This window comes from Rhodococcus ruber NBRC 15591 (assembly GCF_001894945.1).
Classification (GTDB): domain Bacteria; phylum Actinomycetota; class Actinomycetes; order Mycobacteriales; family Mycobacteriaceae; genus Rhodococcus; species Rhodococcus ruber.
The window spans coordinates 1-15,016 of the sequence record NZ_BCXE01000013.1 but is presented as its reverse complement, the minus strand read 5'-3'; the positions used below and the strand labels follow the sequence as shown (position 1 = coordinate 15,016).

Annotated in this window: 14 protein-coding genes; 3 read left to right on the top strand and 11 right to left on the bottom strand. The window is 71.2% G+C overall.

Going from position 1 to position 15,016, the window contains the following annotated elements; all coding sequences use genetic code 11:
- The first annotated feature begins 66 nt into the window (after positions 1-66).
- A complete protein-coding gene (locus tag RR3_RS08820; protein ID WP_010594412.1) occupies positions 67-330 on the top strand; it encodes a hypothetical protein in 264 nt (87 codons plus the stop codon).
- A 57-nt stretch (positions 331-387) separates the two neighbouring features.
- Here the strand turns inward: RR3_RS08820 and ilvA are convergent, their stop codons facing one another.
- Both ilvA and RR3_RS08810 read right to left on the bottom strand, forming a co-directional pair.
- Positions 388-1,710, bottom strand: coding sequence for a threonine ammonia-lyase IlvA (gene ilvA, locus RR3_RS08815; protein ID WP_010594411.1), 1,323 nt, complete (start codon positions 1,708-1,710; stop codon positions 388-390).
- Between the two features lie 115 nt (positions 1,711-1,825).
- Positions 1,826-2,260 carry a nitroreductase family deazaflavin-dependent oxidoreductase gene (locus tag RR3_RS08810; RefSeq protein ID WP_064066604.1) on the bottom strand — a complete coding sequence of 145 codons (435 nt, stop codon included), beginning with the start codon at positions 2,258-2,260 and terminating at the stop codon, positions 1,826-1,828.
- Between the two features lie 159 nt (positions 2,261-2,419).
- Here RR3_RS08810 and RR3_RS08805 point away from each other — a divergent pair, with 159 nt between their 5' ends.
- Positions 2,420-2,644: a hypothetical protein gene (locus RR3_RS08805; RefSeq protein WP_010594409.1), complete on the top strand. Its 225-nt coding sequence runs from the start codon at positions 2,420-2,422 to the stop codon at positions 2,642-2,644.
- A gap of 22 nt (positions 2,645-2,666) precedes the next feature.
- On the opposite strand, the gene dnaE is transcribed toward RR3_RS08805, so the two are convergent.
- From dnaE to lspA, 7 genes are all read right to left on the bottom strand, one after another.
- Entirely contained in the window at positions 2,667-6,203 is a 3,537-nt protein-coding gene (gene dnaE, locus RR3_RS08800; RefSeq protein WP_010594408.1) for a DNA polymerase III subunit alpha, read from the bottom strand.
- A gap of 101 nt (positions 6,204-6,304) precedes the next feature.
- Positions 6,305-7,228 (bottom strand): EamA family transporter RarD, encoded by a 924-nt coding sequence (gene rarD / locus RR3_RS08795; RefSeq protein ID WP_017682028.1) that lies wholly within the window; start codon positions 7,226-7,228, stop codon positions 6,305-6,307.
- Positions 7,229-7,274: 46 nt separating this feature from the next.
- Positions 7,275-7,838, bottom strand: coding sequence for a LemA family protein (locus RR3_RS08790; RefSeq protein ID WP_010594407.1), 564 nt, complete (start codon positions 7,836-7,838; stop codon positions 7,275-7,277).
- 65 nt (positions 7,839-7,903) lie between these two features.
- Positions 7,904-9,679 (bottom strand): DUF2207 domain-containing protein, encoded by a 1,776-nt coding sequence (locus RR3_RS08785; RefSeq protein ID WP_064066605.1) that lies wholly within the window; start codon positions 9,677-9,679, stop codon positions 7,904-7,906.
- Positions 9,680-9,725: 46 nt separating this feature from the next.
- Complete coding sequence (locus RR3_RS08780) at positions 9,726-10,355, bottom strand: hypothetical protein (protein WP_082061290.1); 630 nt, start codon at positions 10,353-10,355, stop codon at positions 9,726-9,728.
- Between the two features lie 11 nt (positions 10,356-10,366).
- Complete coding sequence (locus RR3_RS08775; protein ID WP_017682382.1) at positions 10,367-11,275, bottom strand: RluA family pseudouridine synthase; 909 nt, start codon at positions 11,273-11,275, stop codon at positions 10,367-10,369.
- Positions 11,276-11,289: 14 nt separating this feature from the next.
- Positions 11,290-11,907, bottom strand: a complete 618-nt coding sequence (gene lspA, locus RR3_RS08770; protein ID WP_010594402.1) for a signal peptidase II — start codon at positions 11,905-11,907, stop codon at positions 11,290-11,292.
- A gap of 66 nt (positions 11,908-11,973) precedes the next feature.
- Between lspA and RR3_RS08760 the strand changes: the two genes are divergently transcribed.
- Complete coding sequence (locus tag RR3_RS08760; RefSeq protein WP_371851031.1) at positions 11,974-12,918, top strand: hypothetical protein; 945 nt, start codon at positions 11,974-11,976, stop codon at positions 12,916-12,918.
- A 64-nt stretch (positions 12,919-12,982) separates the two neighbouring features.
- Here RR3_RS08760 and RR3_RS08755 read toward each other — a convergent pair whose 3' ends face one another.
- Both RR3_RS08755 and RR3_RS08750 read right to left on the bottom strand, forming a co-directional pair.
- Entirely contained in the window at positions 12,983-13,480 is a 498-nt protein-coding gene (locus RR3_RS08755; RefSeq protein ID WP_026138151.1) for a WKL family lipoprotein, read from the bottom strand.
- Between the two features lie 142 nt (positions 13,481-13,622).
- Positions 13,623-14,966 (bottom strand): DNA polymerase IV, encoded by a 1,344-nt coding sequence (locus tag RR3_RS08750; protein WP_010594398.1) that lies wholly within the window; start codon positions 14,964-14,966, stop codon positions 13,623-13,625.
- Between the last annotated feature and the right edge of the window lie 50 nt (positions 14,967-15,016).

The window sequence follows — 15,016 nt, the reverse complement described above, 5'->3', positions numbered from 1 at the left end:
CCCGAGTACGGTCAAGAGTAGTCGGGGAATCTTCCTGCACGCACACGCTTCTCGGGGTGTATTTCCATGAAACTCCGGACTGCCACCGTCGGCGCACTCCTCGCCGCCACCCTCACTCTCGCCCCGGCCGGAGTCGCGGCCGCGGCACCCGCCGACGCCCCGGCGCCGATCGGGATCACTTGGGAGCAGACCGATCACCGCAACGACTGGGATCGCCGCGACCACCGCGACCGCCGGGACCACGATCGCGGCTGGGAACGGAACCGGTGGGGTCCGCCGGCCCCGTGCTGGTGGTTCGGCCCCTGGCTGGTCTGCGCCCCCTGGCGCTGAGCGGCCGCCGCGGACCGCGGCGGGGGACGGCGCTCCCCCGCCGGGATCCCGTCCGGCTCAGGTGAGATAGCGGTAGGCCGGCGAGCCCGGCTCGAGCCGCTGCGCCTCGATCGGCGAGAGGTCCATCCGCGCCAGCAGTGACGCCAGACCGTCGGCCGTGCCGAGTTCGATGCCGACCAGCGCCGCACCGAACTCCCGGTTGTTGCGCTTGACGTACTCGAACAGGGTGATGTCGTCGTCGGGACCGAGCACCTCGTCGAGGAACCGTCGCAGCGCCCCGGGCTCCTGGGGGAAGTCCACCAGGAAGTAGTGCTTGAGACCGCGGTGCACCAGAGAACGCTCGATGACCTCCCCGTAGCGGGAGACGTCGTTGTTGCCCCCCGAGATCAGGCACACCACCGTCGCACCCGGCGCGACGGTCAGCCCCTCGAGCGCGGCGACGGACAGCGCCCCCGCCGGCTCGGCGATGATGCCCTCGTTCTGATACAGGTCGAGCATCGCCGTGCACACGGCGCCCTCGTCGACCTGGGTCATCCCGAACGGCCCGGTGCCCAGGCCGTCGTTGCGCAGCGCCGCGACCAGCGGCAGGTTCGCGTGGGAGACGATCTCGGGGCCGAGCCGGGAGACGACCGCGTACGGCACGTCGCCGACCCGTTTCACGGCGGCTCCGTCGACGAACGGATCCACTTCCGGCAGGGTCACCGGCCCGCCCGCGACGAGGGCAGCGGTCATCGACGCCGCCCCGGCCGGTTCCACCCCGACGATCGAGGTGTGCGGCGACTTCTCGTGCAGGTACGCCGCGATGCCGGCCAGGCAGCCACCGCCGCCGACCGGAACCAGCACCAGGTCCGGCGCCGCCGGCAGCTGATCGAGCATCTCCCGGGCGATGGTGCCCTGACCCGCCGCGGTGCGGGCGTCGTCGAACGGCGCGACCATCGTCGCGCCGGTCCGCGCGACGTCCTCCGCGGCCGCCGCGGCGGCCGCGTCGAAGGTGTCACCCGTCGGGATGAGTTCGACGAACGCCCCGCCGTGCGCGCGGATCCGGTCCCGCTTCTGCTTAGGGGTCCGGGTGGGCACGTAGATCCGGCCCCGGACCCCCATCGCCCGGCACGAGTAGGCCACGCCCTGTGCGTGATTGCCGGCACTGGCCGTCACCACACCCGCCTCGCGTTCCGCCGGGGAGAGCTGCGCCATGACGTTGTAGGCGCCGCGCAGCTTGTACGAGCGCACGCGGGTGAGATCCTCGCGCTTGAGATAGACGTTCGCCCCGGTGAGGACGGAGAGCCGCTCGCTGTACTCGAGCGGTGTGGGGGCGACGACCGCGGAAATTCGCTCCGCCGCGGCCTCGATGTCGGCCACGCTCAGGGCGGGCAGGTGCATCGGATCAGCGGTTCGCGAAGTAGTGGTCACCTACCCATGCTGCCACTACCGACCCGGAACCCCCAATGCGGGTTTCGCCACTGCGTCCGCTGCCGCGGCCGCCGGACCCCGCGCGCTACCGGGGCTCGAGGACGAAGACCGGGATCTCCCGATCCGTCTTCTTCTGGTACTCGGCGTAGTCGGGGAACGCCTCGACCGCACGCCGCCACCACAGGTCCTTCTCCCTGCCGTGGACCTCGCGGGCGGTCATGTCCCGGACCGTCGGCCCGTCACGCAGTTCGACGTGCGGATCCGCCCGGACGTTGAAGTACCAGACCGGATGCGTCGGGGCACCACCGAGCGAGGCGACCACCGCGTACGCCCCGTCGTGCTCGACCCGCATCAGCGGGGTCTTCCGGAGCTTGCCGCTCTTCGCTCCGCGGCTGGTCAGCACGACCACCGGCCGGCCGTTGAGGGTCGTGCCCTCGGTGCCGCCGGAACCCTCGTACAGCGCCACCTGATCGGCGGCCCACTGGGACGGACTCGGTTCGTATTCTCCGGTGAGAGGCATGGCTCCAGTCAACACCGGCGCGCACTCCGCCGCAGCGCACCGGGCGGATCCGTCCGCCCGGGTCCGACATCACCCCCGCGATCGGCAAAGTTCGGTGGCCCGAACACAAGTCTGCGAGTAGCCTGGTGAACGGATTCCCCGAGGCGCACGGAGGTCGAGATGACGACGGATTCGCCCGCTCGCGTCCGCCGCCGGCCCGCGTCCGTCGACGTGGCCGGAACCGCATGGCCGCTGTACAAGCTCGAGGCGCTCGTCGCGGCCGTCCTGGTGCTGCTGGCGCTGTTCGCGATCACCGCGGACGCGCAGACCGCCGTGCTCGCCGCCGCTGGCACCGCCACCGTCGTGTGGTGGGCCCGCCTGCTGCACTACCGCCGCGAGCCCTGACCGCCCCCGTCCCGGGAGCCGGTCACGTCGCCAGGCAGGCCGGCCCGAGCAGGGCTTTGAGATCCCCCATCAGCGCAGACGAGGGCTCCACCCGCAGGCTGTCGTCCACCTTCAGCACGGTCACCTTGCTGCCGGAGATCAACCGCACGTGCACATCCGAGGTACCCGGGTGGCGGGTGAGCACGCTCTTGAGCGCACCCACCTTGTCAGGGGTGCACAACCGGGTGGGCATCGACACCGACAGCGGCTTGGCCACCCCCACCTGAGACAGGTCGGGCACGGCAAGATCGTTGGCGATCAACGAGATCCGGTCGTCGCGGACCGACACCCGGGCCTTGACCAGCACCACGGAGTCCTCGACGACGTCCATGCCGTACACGGAGTAGGACTGCGGGAAGAACAGCACCTCGATCCCGCCGGCGAGGTCCTCGAGCTGAGCCGACGCCCATGTCAGGCCGTTCTTGTTGATGCGGCGGTTCACCGAGGCCAGGATGCCGCCCACGGTGACCTGGGCGCCGTCCTTGATCGCGCCTTCGAGGATGGTCGGGATCGCGGTGTCGGCCTGCTGGGCGAGGACGTGCTCGACGCCGTTGAGCGGATGCCCGGACACGTACAGTCCCAGCATCTCCCGTTCGAGGGCGAGCTTGTGCTTGGTATCCCATTCCTCCTCGGGGATCTTCACGTTGAACACCGAGGTCACCGACTCGTCGGCATCCGCGCCGCCGAACAGGTCGAACTGCCCGATCGCCTCGGCCTTCTTGGTGCCCATCACCGCGTCGATCGCGTCGGCGTGCACGAGCATCAGGCCCTTGCGGGGATGGCCGAGCGAGTCGAAGCCGCCGGCCTTGATCAGCGACTCGGTGACCTTCTTCGAGCACGCGAGAGCGTCGATCTTGTTGAGGTAGTCGGAGAAGTCGGTGAACCGGCCCTTCTCCTCCCGCGCGCGGATGATGGACGCGACGACGTTGGAGCCGACATTGCGGACCGCGCCGAGGCCGAATCGGATGTCCTCCCCCACCGACGCGAAGTCCACCCGCGACTCGTTGACGTCCGGCGGCAGCACCGTGATCCCCATCTTGCGGCAGTCGGACAGGTAGACCGCGGCCTTGTCCTTGTCGTCGCCGACCGACGTGAGCAGGCCCGCCATGTACTCGGCCGGGTAGTTGGCCTTGAGGTAGGCCGTCCAGAAGGAGACCAGGCCGTACCCGGCGGCATGCGACTTGTTGAACGCGTACCCGGCGAAGGGCAGGATCGTGTCCCACAGGGCCTTGATCGCCGGCTTGGAGAAACCGTTGGCGAGCATGCCCTCCTCGAAGCCCTCGAACTCGGCGGCGAGGACCTCGGCCTTCTTCTTGCCCATCGCGCGGCGCAGGATGTCGGCTCGTCCGAGCGAGTAACCGGCCACCTTCTGAGCGATCTGCATGATCTGCTCCTGGTAGACGATCAGACCGTAGGTGTCGGCGAGGATGTCCTTCAGCGGTTCCTCGAGCTCGGGGTGGATCGGCTTGACCTCTTGCCGGCCGTTCTTGCGGTCGGCGTAGTCGTTGTGGGCGTTCATGCCCATCGGTCCGGGCCGGTACAGCGCGAGCACGGCGACGATGTCCTCGAACCCGGTCGGCTGCATTCGGCGCAGCAGATCCCGCATCGCGCTGCCGTCGAGCTGGAACACGCCGAGGGTGTCGCCGCGGGCCAGTAGTTCGTACGTGGGCGGATCCTCGAGCGGCAGCGTGTCGAGGTCGAGGTCGATGCCGCGGTTGTTCTTGATGTTCTCGATCGCGTCGCCGATGACGGTGAGGTTGCGCAGACCGAGGAAGTCCATCTTCAGCAGGCCGATGGCCTCGCACGACGGGTAGTCCCAACCGGTGATGATCGCGCCGTCCTGCGCCCGCTTCCACAGCGGGATCGCATCCATCAGCGGTTCGGAGGACATGATCACCGCGCACGCGTGGACGCCCGCGTTGCGGATCAGGCCCTCGAGGCCGAGCGCGGTGTCGTAGATCTTCTTCACGTCCGGGTTGGATTCGATCAGCGCCCGGACCTCGGCGGCCTCCTTGTACCGCTCGTGGTTCGGATCGGTGATGCCCGAGACCGGGATGTCCTTGGCCATGATCGGCGGCGGCAGCGCCTTGGTGATCTGATCGGCGATGGCGAATCCGGGCTGGCCGAACTGCACGCGGGCCGAATCCTTGATCGCGGCCTTGGTCTTGATGGTGCCGAAGGTGATCACCTGGGCCACGCGGTCGGCCCCCCACCGGTCGGTGGCGTAGCGCACCATCTCACCGCGGCGGCGATCGTCGAAGTCGATGTCGATGTCGGGCATGGACACGCGCTCGGGGTTGAGGAACCGCTCGAACAGCAGACCGTGCGGGATCGGGTCGATGTTCGTGATGCCCATCGCGTAGGCGACGAGGGAGCCCGCGGCCGAACCGCGGCCGGGGCCGACGCGGATGCCGACCTCGCGAGCGTGGCTGATCAGGTCACCGACGACGAGGAAGTAGGCGGGGAAGCCCATCTCGTTGATGACGCCGATCTCGTACTCGGCGCGGGTGAGGTACTCCTGCGGCACGCCGTCCGGGAATCGCCGGTCGAGCCCGCGCAGAACCTCCTCGCGCAGCCACGTCGCCTGCGTGTGCCCCTCGGGGACGGGGAAGATCGGCATCCGGTCCCGGTGGGTCCACACCTCCTTGTAGGGCTGGACCCGCTCGGCGATCAGGAGCGTGTTGTCGCACGCGCCCGGCACCTCGTCGTCCCACAGCGCCCGCATCTCCGCGGCGGACTTCAGGTAGTAGCCGTCACCGTCGAACTTGAAGCGGGTCGGATCCGAGAGCGTCTTGCCGGTCTGGATGCACAGCAGCGCCTCGTGGTTCTCGGCGGCGTCCTTGGTGACGTAGTGGCAGTCGTTGGTCGCCAGCGGCGGGATGTCGAGCTTGCGGCCGATGTCGAGCAGGCCCTCACGGACCCGACGCTCGATGGACAGGCCGTGGTCCATGAGTTCGAGGAAGAAGTTGTCCTTGCCCCAGATCTCCTGCCACTTCGCGGCCGCCTCGAGCGCTTCGCGCTCGTGGCCCAGACGCAGCCTGGTCTGGATCTCCCCGGACGGGCAACCGGTGGTGGCGATGATGCCCTCGGCGTGGTGGGCGATGAGATCCTCGTCCATGCGGGCCCACTTGCCGAGCTGCCCCTCGATCGACGCGAGCGACGACAGCTTGAACAGGTTGCGCAGCCCGGTGGCGTTCTCGGCGACCATCGTCATGTGCGTGTACGAGCCCGAGCCGGAGACGTCGTCGGATTTCTGGCTCGGGTCGCCCCACTGCACGCGCTTGGTGCTGAACCGCGACTCGGGCGCGATGTAGGCCTCGATGCCGATGATCGGCTTGATGCCCTGCTTCTCGGCGACGTTGTAGAACTCGCTGGCGCCGTACATGTTCCCGTGGTCGGTCATCCCGACCGCCGTCATCCCCAGCCGCTCGGCCTCCTTGAACAGGGGACCGACCTTCGCGGCTCCGTCGAGCATCGAATACTCGGTGTGGTTGTGCAGATGAACGAACGAGTCAGCCACGCGTGCCTCTCCCGGAAGGTCTGTGAGCATCCCGAGTGTAGGCCCCCGCGGCGACGGGATCGGACCGCCACACCGGCCCGGACGGCGTGTCGTGACCGGTGTTACTGCGGTGCACTCGAGGGGACCGGCTCGAGCGTCCCGCGAGCCCGGCGACCCCGGGCCACGGCGTCGGCGGTGAAGATCGCGAGCGCGATCCAGATCAGCCCGAACCCGATCCAGCGGGAGGCGGGCATGTCCTCGTGCAGGACCAGCACACCCCACGCCATCTGCAGGCTCGGCGTCAGGTACTGCAGCATGCCGAGGGTGACCAGGGGAACCCGCTGGGCGGCCGCACCGAACAGCAGCAGGGGCAGCGCCGTGACGAGCCCGGCCGACACGAGCAGCAGCGAGTGCCCGGCGCCGTGACCGAGGAACGTGCCGGTGCCGGTGACGGCGAGGAAGATCAGGTAGCCCGCCGCGAAGGGCACGGCGACGACGCCCTCCCCCGTCAGCGAGGTGCGCGGGTCGAGCGGCACGATCTTCTTGATCACCCCGTACAGGGCGAACGAGAACGCGAGGGTGAGCGCGATGATCGGCGGCCGCCCGTAGTCCACGGTGATCACCGCCACCGCGGCGGTCGCCACGAGCAGCGCCGCGATCTGCGCGCGGCGCAGCCGCTCCCGGAAGAACAGCACCCCGAACAGCACGCTGACCAGCGGGTTGACGAAGTAGCCCAGTGCGGTTTCGACCACCCGACCCGAGACCACGCCGTAGATGTAGGTGCCCCAGTTGACGGCGATGGCCGCGGAGGCCGCCGCGACCAGCGCCCACACCCGCACCCCCAGTCCCCGCAGCGAGCCGAGCCGGCCGAGGACGGCGAGCAGCAGCAGCATCGCCAGCAGCGTCCACAGCACCCGGTGGGCGAGGATCTCCACGGCTCCGGCGGGTTCGAGCAGGCCGAAGAACGCGGGGAACATCCCCCACGTCAGGTAGGCGCCGAGTCCGAACAGGATGCCGGTGTCGGGGCGGGATGCGGTGCTGCTCACCAGTCAACGGTAGGGCGGGCGGATGCTCCGGAGCGCGCCGGGGCGATCAGAACGACACGGTCGGCGGCAGTTCCGTGCCCGCCGGGGCGGTGTAGAACTCGCGCTCGCGCACCCCTGCCGGCCCTGCGAAGAACATCCACGGGATGGTCTTCAGCGACGTGTTGAGCCGGCCTGCGGCGTCGTTGTAGTACTGGCGGGCGAAGGCGAGCTGGTCCTCGGTCTCCCCCAGCTGACGCTGCAGGTCCAGGAAGTTGGCCGAGGCCTTGAGGTCCGGGTAGTTCTCGGCGACGGCGAGCACGTCGAACATCGCCTTCTCGAGGCGCGCGTCGGCCTGGGCCTTCTCCGCCACCGTGCCGCCGGAGGCGGCCCGCGACGTGGCGGTGCGCGCGGCGGTGACCTCCTCGAACACGCTCTTCTCGTGCGCCGCGTAGCCTCGCACCGTCGACACGAGATTCGGCACCAGGTCGGCGCGCCGGCTCAGTTGCACGTCGATGCCGCCCAGGGCCTCCTGGGCCAGCACGTCGGCGCGGCGCAGCCGGTTGAACCCGACCACGAACACGGCGACGAGCACCACCACCAGCACGACGACGATCACGACTGCGGTCACCATGGGACCGCCCTCCTTCCGCTGCCCGGCACCGGTGCGGGCGCGCCGGTGCCTCGTTCACCACTCGGTCACCAGGAGCCGCCGCCCCCGCCGCCACCACCGCCGCCGCCGCCACCGCCCGACGACGAGGACTGGGACGCGGTGTACGCGCCGATCGACGACGACAGGGCCGACTCGAAACTGTCGAATCCTCCTGCCCCGGAAGCGAATCCGTGCACTCCGACCGGATACGGGTACCACGCCGGCACCGGTGGCTCCGCCCCGGTGACCGTGCGGTACTTCTCCGCCCACTTCTCGGCCACGCCGAAGGCGACCGCGTGCGGAATGTAGCGGGTGTAGAGGTCCTGTTCCGCCGAGAACCGGTAGCGGTCCTCGCTCGACGGGGTCACGAGCATGCGCCGGAACCCGCCGGCACGCGACCACAGCTCGCGGCCCTTCGCGGTGCGCCGGGTCCCCGCCTCCGGGCGCAGCAGTTCCCAGCCCCCGAACACGAACGCCGCCGCCGGCAGGCCCCACATGCTCGGCCACACCGGCACGGCGAACCCGGCCACCGCGAGCACCAGCGCCAGCACCACCGCCGCCTTACCGAGGCGCTCGCGCGTGGACGGGGCCACCAGACCCTCGTTGCGGGCCCAGATCCGGCACTGGGACGCCAGCTCCGTCGTCGCCTTCGACAGCCGTTCCCCCGCCGACTTCGAGCCGTCGGCCCGCAGCACCGCCCCCGGGTACGAGATCTGCAGCGCGTCGCCGACCGCCCGGGTCACCGGATCGGTCGCCGCCCACGTGTCCGCGGAGGCGACGCCCCGGACCTCCCACACGTCCGACTTCTTGCCGGTCCCGGCGGGACGCAACTCGACCAGCCCCTCCTCTGCGGCGTACAGCAGCGTGGCCGCGAGCGGTGCAGGTCCGGGGCGTTCGGAGGCGACGTAGACGGTCTGCACCGGTCCGAAACCGTCCGGCGGCGCGTACAGCACCGGCAACCCCGGCTCGGGTTCGCGGGCCGTCCAGGCCCATCGTGCGGCGGCGGCGAACGCGAGGAGACTCGACGCCGCGACCAGGGCCACGATCGGCGCCGACCGGCCGACGATCGGATCCCAGGCGACCGACCAGGGCACCGTGCTCCGGGCCGGGGCGTCGAGCCCGAGCCCGATGCGCACGTTCACCGCGGTGCGGGGTGCGAGCCCGGTCACGCCGACGGACACGGTGTCGGTGCCGGCCCCGCCGAGGACGCAGGTCGCCCCCGGCGCCGCACATTCGACCACGCCCGACGCCGCGGGCAGCCGCACCGTGATGTCGGCACGGTCGACGGCCATCTCCCACCCGCCGGGTACCACGCTCCAGTGGAAGACCGATCCGACCGGGGCCGCCGTCCCGGCGGCCGTGTCGAACGTGCCGGCGGCCGCGCCCGGCGGGTCGAGGACCCCCTCCGTGGTGTACGCGAGGCGATAGGTGTGGGTGCCCGGCTCCAGGTACACGTCGGGGTCGCCGATCTTCGCGACGACGAGTCGGCGGCCCTGCTCCCAGCTCGTCTCGTACGGTTCGGGCTCGCCGTCACGTTCGACGAAGACGATCTCGGGGATGTGGCGCACGTGCGGGTCGGCGCCCGTGGTGACGTCCCAGTACCGGAAGATGCCGTGCCGGTCGGCCGGAAAGTCGACCGTGACGGTTTCGGTGGCGGTGAGGCCGCCGTCGGCGTCGACGGCGTAGTCGACGCTGTAGTTCGTGATCCGCGCCGGATCCGCCGCCTCGGAGGCCTCGCCGGTGTCGAGCCCGGCGAGCAGCGGCCACAGCAGACCGGCCGCGGCGAGCAGCGCCACCACGAGGTACCCCAGAACCCGTGCCACGGCGTCACCGTACCCAGTGGCGACGCGCCTGTCCCGCCGACCGGGCTCAGGGCTCGCCGTCGTCCGGTCCCGGAGCGACGACGTCGACGTGCTCGGGCAGCAGCGGGTTCACCGAGAACGCCCCCGCGACGGCGTCCGGCGGCAGCAGTTCGACGGCGCGGACGCCGGGGGCGGCGGCGAGCTCGGTCGCCGCCGCCGGCGCGACGCGCACCACGACGCCGACGACGCAGGCGCACCCGTCCGCGAGGCGATCGGCCGAGACCGCGGCGACACGCGCGGCCCGGTCGGCGCCGGCCGCCTGGCGCAGTCGGCCCGCCGCGACGGCAGGCGCACGCCGCAGCGCCTCCGGGTGCTCGGGCACGTCGACCGCGACCAGCGGGGTCTGCACCCGCTCGATCGGGACGCGGAACAGCACCTGCGCGATGCGGGGGTCTCCCGGCAGCGCCGCCGCCTGCTCGACCGGCACCGGCGCAGTGAAGGAGACCAGTGCCCACCGCGGTTCGCCGGTGGCGGACTCGACGCTCGCCTGGGCGCGCGCGAGGTAGCCGGCGACCGCCTCGCCGTGGTCCGGACCGAGCGTGTCGGTGCGCACCGTCGCCGGCCGGGGCGGGGTGAGCAGTCCGGCCGCGAGCACCGCCAGCAGCAGTGCCGCCGTCGCCGCCCAGGGCAGGGACACGCGCCGCACGGTCAGGCGCTGCGCAGCACGGCGAGCGCGTGCTCGAGGTCGGCCGGGTACTTGCTGGTGATCTCGACCCAGCGTCCGTCGGCCGGGTGCGCGAACCCGAGAGAGCGGGCGTGCAGCCACTGGCGTTCGAGACCGAGCCGCTCCGCCAGGCGCGGGTCGGCGCCGTAGGTCAGATCCCCGCAGCAGGGGTGACGCAGCGCCGAGAAGTGCACGCGGATCTGGTGGGTGCGGCCGGTCTCGAGGTGGATGTCGAGCAGGCTCGCGGCCTGGAACGCCTCCACGGTGTCGTAGTGCGTGATGCTGGGCTTGCCGTCGGCGGTGACGGCGAACTTCCAGTCGCTGCTGCGGTGCCGGCCGATCGGCGCGTCGATCGTGCCGCTGCTCGGATCGGGGTGTCCCTGCACGAGGGCGTGGTAGCGCTTGTCGATGGTGCGCTGCTTGAAGGCCCGCTTGAGCACCGTGTAGGCACGCTCGGACGTCGCGACGACCATCACTCCGGAGGTTCCCACGTCGAGCCGGTGGACGATGCCCTGCCGTTCGTGGGCGCCGGAGGTGGAGATCCGGAACCCGGCTGCGGCCAGGCCGCCGATCACGGTCGGTCCGGTCCAGCCGACGCTCGCGTGCGCCGCGACGCCCACGGGCTTGTCCACCGCGACGATGTCGTCGTCCGCGTAGAGGATCTCCATGCCCTCGACCGGGGTCGCCTCGATGGTCAGCGGCCGCGGCGGCTCGGGCAGTTCCACCTCGAGCCACGAACCGGCGGACAGCCGGTCCGACTTTCCCGCGGCGGCGCCGTCGACGAGGACGGCACCCTCCTCGGTCAGGGCGGCGATCGCCGTGCGCGACAGGCCGAGCAGCCGTGCCAGGCCCGTGTCGACCCGCATCCCGTCGAGCCCGTCGGGGACGGGCATCGCCCGGGTTTCTCTCACTGGTGTGCTTCCTTTCTGCTGCTGCGGGCGGAGTCGGTCTTGCGTGAGCCGTCCGGTTCGATGCCGAAGACGGTCAGCGCGACGAGCAGGATCGCGCCGCAGACGATGGCGGAATCGGCGACGTTGAACACCGGCCACCAGCCGACGGACACGAAGTCGACGACGTGCCCCTGCAGCGGGCCCGGGGACCGGAAGATCCGGTCGACCAGATTACCCAGCGCTCCGCCGAGGACGAGTCCGAGTCCCAGGGCCCACCACCCCGACCGCAACGTGCGGCCGATCCGGACCACACCCACCACGACGGCGACCGCGACGAGGGTCAGCAGCCACGTCATGCCGGTCGCCATGGAGAAGGCGGCACCCGGGTTGCGCACCAGCGTCAACGTCACCGTGTCCCCGACGACGGAGATCGGGTCGGCCGGGTCGATGTAGTGGACCGCGAGGATCTTCGTGAGCAGATCGAGGCCGAAGACCACCGCGGCGAGGGCGAGCAGCGCACGCAGTCGCCGGACCGGCGCGGGCGCATCCTTCCCCGGGGAGTCGGCCGGCGCCGACGCACTCGGTTCCGCGACGGTGTCGGGGTGGGCATCGTGCTCGGTGGGGTCGTCGGTCACCTTGTCATCATCCCCCATCGGAGGAGCACGACGGCCACCCCGCCCGCCGTGGCTACCCTGGGGTGCGTGCCTGTGCTGCCCAGATTCGCCCGCCCGAGGGCCCGCTCCCTCGGTGTGGCCCTGTCCCTGACCACCCTTCTCGCCGGGTGTGGCAACTCCGCCGACGGCGCGGCCCCTGCCTCGACGGCGACCTCGACGGAGGTCACGGTGCCCGTCGCCGCGGTCACCGCGGTGGTCCTGGACCCGGGGGCCGAGCCGCGCAGCCGGATCCGTCTCACCCCGCCCGCCGGCACAACCCAGCAGGTGGCGCTCACGACGTCCTCGCAGGTCTTCCAGTCGATCGGTGATCAGCCGGAGCAGGATTTCTCCACCCCCGAACTGACGTTGCCGCTCACCGCAACCGTGGGCGAAGCCGTGTCGGACACCGCGCCGAGCAGCCTCGTGGACCTGCGGATCGCGGATGCGACATCCCCGGACGCGGCCCTCGCCGCGGCGCTCGGTCCCGCCGAGGGATCCGAGGCGGGGCTGACGATGTCGCCGTCCGGGGCGGTGAGCGCGCTGCGGCTCGACCCCACCCCGGACTCCGCGGACATCGCCCGCTCGGCCGTCGAACAGGCCTTCTACCAGGCCGTGTACCGGATGGTGTCGTTCCCCGAGGACGAGATCGGCGTGGGTGCCGTGTGGGAGATCCACCAGCAGGTGATGAGCGGGATGGCGCTCGATCAGGTCGCCACCGCGAGCCTGCTCGAACGGGACGGCGACCGGCTGACCGTGCAGTTGCGCATCACGCAGACCCCACGGGAGTCCACCTGGGCTCTGCCGAACGGGTCCGGCCAGTTGAACATCGACCGGTACGAGATGACAGGCGAGGGCACGATGACGATCGACCTGGGCCGGCCGCTCCCGATCGCCGGGGATCTGACTGTCGGCGGTGAACAGGCCTACAGCGATCCCGCGGGCACCACGCGCCTGGCACAGACCCTGGTGGACCGGGTGCGCTGGCAGTCCTGAGCGCCCGCCGGACGTGACGGCGGCCGGGGCGGAATCTCCGCCCCGGCCGCCGCGTCGGTCTTCGTCAGGCGCAGGCGGGCGACTGCAGCTGAGCGGTCGCGACGATGGCGCAGGCGTTGTTCTTCGACAGCTTCCACACGCCGTCCTCGGCGACGAAGTCGACGGTGCCGACGGCGGGCTGCTGCGCACCGGCCAGCAGGGTCTCGATTCCGGCGGTGACCGTGCCGTTCTGGTTGTCGTTGACGTCCAGGACGGTGATCTGCGCGCCGGCCTGCTCAGCGGCGGCGGCGACCTGGTCGATCAGTGCCGGATCCTGCTCGGCGCCCTGCACGAGGTTCACCTTCTCCTCGGCCGGGACGGTCTCGTCGAACGCCTTGGCCAGCATGGCGTTGAGATCCTCGACGGTCGGCACCGGCGGGTACTGCGCGACGGCCGTCGTGGTGCTGGTGGTGGTCTTCGCCGAGGTCGAGGTCGAGCTACCTCCGTCGTCCGAGCTGCAGGCGGACATCGTGAGGGCGGCGGCCACAGCCACCGTGGCGACAGTGATCTTGCGAAGCTTCAAGTTCTCGTCCTTCTCGTTCTCGATCGTGCACGGATACCGTGCTCGGTTCATCCAGCAGCGGATGCTCCACCGGGACAGCGGATCGCCCGTAAGCGTACCCGGCGGTAGTAAGAAGACTTTGAGAGCGGCGGGGCACGCGCATTCACCCGAGTGCGGCGAGCGGATCGGCCTCGGACAGGGCGGGATCGTTCTCGTCGAGGGTGCGGGCTGGGCCCGGTCCGGACGAGCGGGTCTCGAAGCGGACCGTCACCACGCCGTGTCCGGCGCCCTGCACCCAGCCGTGCCCGAATTCCGGATGCCGCACGTCCGTGCCGGGACGCCACCGCGGTCCCGCCGGCGGCGCGGCCCGCTCGGGCCGGACCTGCGGCGACGATTCCACCGTGCCCTCCGGGGCCTGCTCGAGCTCGGGAAAGAGCGAGTCCTGCCGGATGCTGGACAACCCGGCGAGGCCGACACCGACGAGGCGGATCGCGCCGATCTCGAGCGGATCGAGCACGAGCCGCTGCGCCGCCGCCGTGAGCGTCGCCACGTCCTCGGTGGCGTACGGCAACGTCGACGACCGGGTGAGGATGCTCATGTCGGCCTTGCGCAACTTGAGCACGACGGTCCGGGCGGCGCGACCGTCGCGCCGCAGCCGGCGGTGCGCGGCGTCGGCGGCGGTGGTGACGGCGCGTCGCAGCTCGGCGAGCGTGACGATGTCGGTCTGGTACGTCGTCTCGGCGCTGACCTGCTTGGCGTCGGCGCGTTCGAGGACCGGCCGATCGTCGTGCCCACCGGCGAGCCGGTGCAGCGCAGGACCGACCGTCGCACCCAGGATCGACGCCGCCTCCGCGACCGGCAGCGCCGCCAGGTCCCCGATCGTGTCGATCCCCAGCCGGCGCAGCCGCTCCTCCGACACCGGACCGATCCCCCACAGCTTGCGCACGGGCAGACCGTGCAGCAGTGTCAGCTCCTCCTCGGGCCGCACGACCAGCGCTCCGTCGGGCTTGGCGAGGCCCGAGGCGATCTTGGCGATCTGTTTGCCGGAGCCGGCGCCGACGGACGCGACGAGACCGGTGCGGTCCCGCACCTGTTCACGCAGCCGCGCACAGAACCCTTCCACCTCCCGGTGCGCGGCGCCGGCGAGTTCGGCGGGCTCGGCGAACGCCTCGTCGAGCGACAGCGTCTCGAGCACGGGGATCTGTTCGCGCAGCACCTCGAACACGGTGTGACTGAGGGTCTGGTAGAGCACGCCCCGCGGCGGCAGCACCACCGCCGCGGGCCCCACCAGCCGGCGCGCGCGGCTCATCGGCATCGCCGACCGCGCCCCGAAGACCCGAGCCTCGTAGCTGGCCCCGGCGACCACGCCGCGCGCGCCGAGACCGCCGACGAGCACCGGTCGCCCCCGAAGGGTCGGCCGGGTCAGTTGCTCGGCCGAGGCGAAGAAGGCGTCGAGGTCCAGGTGCAGGACCCAACGTCCACCGCCGCGAGTCACCACGTCGGACACCCGCGAATCTTCGCCCCTCGCACCGACATCACGCCCGCATCGGCGTCACC

What these genes read in the sequence shown, in the direction of transcription:
- RR3_RS08805 (WP_010594409.1), top strand. Translation starts at nt 2,420, where the DNA reads ATGACGACGGATTCGCCCGCTCGCGTCCGCCGCCGGCCCGCGTCCGTC.
- RR3_RS08775 (WP_017682382.1), bottom strand. Translation starts at nt 11,275, where the DNA reads ATGCCCGTCCCCGACGGGCTCGACGGGATGCGGGTCGACACGGGCCTG.
- RR3_RS08790 (WP_010594407.1), bottom strand. Translation starts at nt 7,838, where the DNA reads ATGGTGACCGCAGTCGTGATCGTCGTCGTGCTGGTGGTGGTGCTCGTC.
- ilvA (WP_010594411.1), bottom strand. Translation starts at nt 1,710, where the DNA reads ATGCACCTGCCCGCCCTGAGCGTGGCCGACATCGAGGCCGCGGCGGAG.
- RR3_RS08810 (WP_064066604.1), bottom strand. Translation starts at nt 2,260, where the DNA reads ATGCCTCTCACCGGAGAATACGAACCGAGTCCGTCCCAGTGGGCCGCC.
- RR3_RS08820 (WP_010594412.1), top strand. Translation starts at nt 67, where the DNA reads ATGAAACTCCGGACTGCCACCGTCGGCGCACTCCTCGCCGCCACCCTC.